The organism is Sphingomonas sp. CCH9-F2, assembly GCF_001556735.1.
Classification (GTDB): Bacteria; Pseudomonadota; Alphaproteobacteria; order Sphingomonadales; family Sphingomonadaceae; genus Sphingomonas; species Sphingomonas ginsenosidimutans.
Genome location: NZ_LSJO01000087.1, coordinates 1 through 3,262, shown reverse-complemented (window position 1 = coordinate 3,262; position 3,262 = coordinate 1). Strand labels below are relative to the sequence as shown.

Annotated in this window: 2 protein-coding genes; both read right to left on the bottom strand. The window is 70.9% G+C overall.

Features of this window, described 5'->3' with window-relative positions; genetic code table 11:
• Positions 1 to 1,360: hypothetical protein (locus AX685_RS02535; protein WP_066485112.1), on the bottom strand; the 1,360-nt coding region annotated here is incomplete at its 3' end.
• 115 nt (positions 1,361 to 1,475) lie between these two features.
• A complete protein-coding gene (gene tig, locus AX685_RS02530) occupies positions 1,476 to 3,131 on the bottom strand; it encodes a trigger factor (RefSeq protein WP_066485110.1) in 1,656 nt (551 codons plus the stop codon).
• Positions 3,132 to 3,262 lie beyond the last annotated feature (131 nt).

Below are 3,262 nucleotides of genomic sequence, written 5' to 3'. Positions count from 1 at the left end.
CCGCCAGCAGCGCCGTCGCCGCCGGATAGGCGAAGTAACGGGGCGCGGTCGCCACCCCCACCACCACGAACGACGCGGCATAGGCAAGCCCCGACGCCGCCAGCGCCGCCGCGACGCGCACCGGCCACCGCTCGCCCCAACCCCGCTCGCCCGTACCCCATTCGCCGTTCCCGCGGCGCAGCGCGGCCAGCGCGACGATCCACGCCACCACGCCGATCGCCACAAACATCGCCGGGATCAGCACCACGCCCGCGGTATAGCGGACCAGCGCCTTCGCCAGCGATTCGCGCGGCGGCGCGGGGTCCGGCGCGGCGGGGCCGATGCCGTTGCGCGGCTTGATCGACACGAACAGCAGCAGCTCCGCATTGGCGTGTTCGGCGCGGTGCAGCAGATAGCCGCCCGGATAGCTGAGCAGCGCGCGCCGCCACGCCGCGTCCAGCGTCGCGGGCGATGGTGCCGCTCCGCGCGCCAGTTCGAGCTGATCGTGGATCGGCACGCCCGCCTTGCCCGAAAACCACGGGCAGCGGCCCCATGGCGCCATCGTGTCCCACATCACGGGGGTGTAGCAGCGTGCGACGTCGCGCATCGTCACCCGCGTTGCCGGACCGAACGGCGCGGTCGTCCCTTCCTGCGCGGCGATCCCGGCCAGGTCGAACAGCCGCAGCGATTCGATCGCCCCCGCTGGCGCGGCGTCCAGCATGCGCCGGTTGATGACTCCCGCGACCGGGATCGCCAGCGCCGCGACCAGCACGCTCACCACGATCGTCACGCCAGCGCGCTCGATCCAGCGCGGCCGCCATGCCAGGATCAGCAGTGGCCCCAGCGCGAAGGCGCCGTTGTGCCGCATCAGCACGCCCGCCAGGAACGCCGCCGTCGCCAGCACCGCCGCGCCGCGCCGCGCGCGCGTATCGCCGCCCGCCAGCAGCAGCCCCGCGCCCAGCAGCAGCAGCGCCGCCAGCAACGCATCCTTGGTCACCAGGCTGTCGACCAGCACCGCCAGCACCAGCGCGCCGATCACCGGCACCGCCAGCGCCGCGATCACCGCGCCGCGCCGCACCAGCGCCCAGCCGATCAGCGCGAACGCCCCCCAATACAGGAGCGCGGCCAGGACGAACAACGCGCCCTCGCCCAGCCCCGTCTCGATCAGCGCCTGCCACGCGCGCGTCATCAGCGGCGAATGCCAGTCATTGACGCGCTCGACGGCGATCTGCGCCAGCTGCCCGCGCTCGTCGTTGCCGATCGCGCCGCGCCACCCGCTGGCGATCGTCGCCGCGGCCGACACGGGGGACATCGCCACCGCCAGCGGCGCCAGCGCGCGCGTCGGGGGGAAGGTCGCGCGCCGCGATGGCTCAGGCGTCATCTTTCCACTCCCCCCTTACGCACACGGCGGGACCGGGCCTTGCCCGATCCCGCCGCCGTCGTCGTCACCGGCCCGGCGCCCGTCATATGCCGGGCGCCGCGTGCCGCCTAGACTGTTACTCGGCGTCGCCGCCCGCCGCCTTCTTGGCGCGCGGCTTCTTGGCCGGCGCGGTCTCCGCTGCGGGGGCCGCATCGTCCTCGGCCGGGGCCACGGCCTTCTTGGCGCGCGGCTTCTTCGCCGGGGCGGCGTCCGCCTCGGTCGGCTCGACCGCAGCGTCCTCGCTTTTGGCCGACGGCTTCTTCGCCGCCGCCTTCTTGGCGGGCTTCGCCGGGGCGTCGCCCTCGGCCGCGTCGCCCGTCTCGCTCGCCGCCGCCTTCTTGGCCTTGGTCTGCTTGGGCTTGTGGTTGTCGTGGTCGTGGTGATGCGTGCCGGTCGCGAAGCCGTCCTCGCTCTCGATCGCGGCCTCCAACTCCTCGCGGGTGGTCTCGCGGTCGGTCACCTCGGCCTTGTCGAACAGGAAGTCGACGACCTTGTCCTCGTACAGCGGCGCACGCAGCTGCGCGGCGGCCATCGGGTCCTGCTGAACGTACTGGATGAACCGCTGGCGGTCTTCCGGGCCATATTGCTGCGCAGCCTGCATCATCAGCCGCTGCATTTCCTGCTGGCTCACCTCGACGCCGTTCGCCTGGCCGATCTCGGACAGCAGCAGGCCCAGCCGCACGCGGCGTTCGGCGATCTTGCGATAATCCTCGCGCTCGGCTTCCATTTCCTTCAGCGCCGCGTCCGGATCCGCCTCATGTGTGGCTTCGTGCTGCAGCTGCTGCCAGATCTGGTTGAACTCGGCCTCGACCATCGACGGCGGCACGTCGAAGTCATGCCCCTCGGCCAGCTGGTCGAGCAGCCTGCGCTTCATGTAGGTGCGCGTCAGGCCGTTGTGCTCCTGCTCGATCTGCCCCTTCAGCAGGCCCTTGAGCTGGTCCAGGCTCTCCAGCCCCAGCGACGTCGCCAGTTCCTCGTCGATCACGCTCGCGCCGGCGGTCTTCACCGACTTGATGGTGAGGTCGAAGGTCGCATCCTTGCCGGCCAGTTCCTTCGCGCCGTAATCGGCCGGGAAGGTCACCTTGATCTGGCGCTCCTCGCCTGCCTTGGCGCCGATCACCTGGTCCTCGAAGCCGGGGATCAGCCGGCCCGCGCCGATCTCCACCGCCATGTCGGTGCCGGTGCCGCCGTCGAACGCGACGCCGTCCATCGTCTTGCCGACGAAATCGACCGTCACCAGGTCGCCGGTTTCGGCGGCCTTGTCGCCGGCATCGTCCCAGCGCTTCTGCTGGTCGGCGAACTTCTGCAGCTGCGCATCCACCGCCGCGTCATCGACCGGCACGGTCAGCCGCTCCAGCTTCAGGTTGTCGATCGCCGGGGCCGGCACCTGCGGCAGCACTTCCAGCTCGACCTTCAGCTCGGCGTCCTTGCCGGGGGCATAGCCCTCGACCAGCTCGACCGACGGCTGCACCGCGGGGCGCAGCTGCTTGTCGGCGATCAGCGACTGGATGCCTTCCTGGATCGACGTGTTCAGCGCCTCCTGCAGCATCGCGTCGCCGTGCATCTTGCGCACCAGATTGGCGGGCACCTTGCCGGGGCGGAAACCGGGCATCCGCACCTGCGGCGCGACGCGCTTGATCTCGGCATCCACCCGCGCCTCGATCGCGCTGGCGGGGATGGTGAGGGTGTAGGCGCGCTTCAGCCCCTCGTTCAACGTCTCGACAGTCTGCATCTAGGCCGCTTTCGTCTTGAATTTCGTGAGTGGTGGCCACCCCGCAACGCGCGGGGACTGGTGCGGGCGAAGGGACTCGAACCCCCACATCTTGCGATACTGGAACCTAAATCCAGCGCGTCTACCAGTTC

Excerpts from the sequence above, each read along its gene's own strand:
- tig (WP_066485110.1), bottom strand. The coding sequence starts at position 3,131 with ATGCAGACTGTCGAGACGTTGAACGAGGGGCTGAAGCGCGCCTACACC.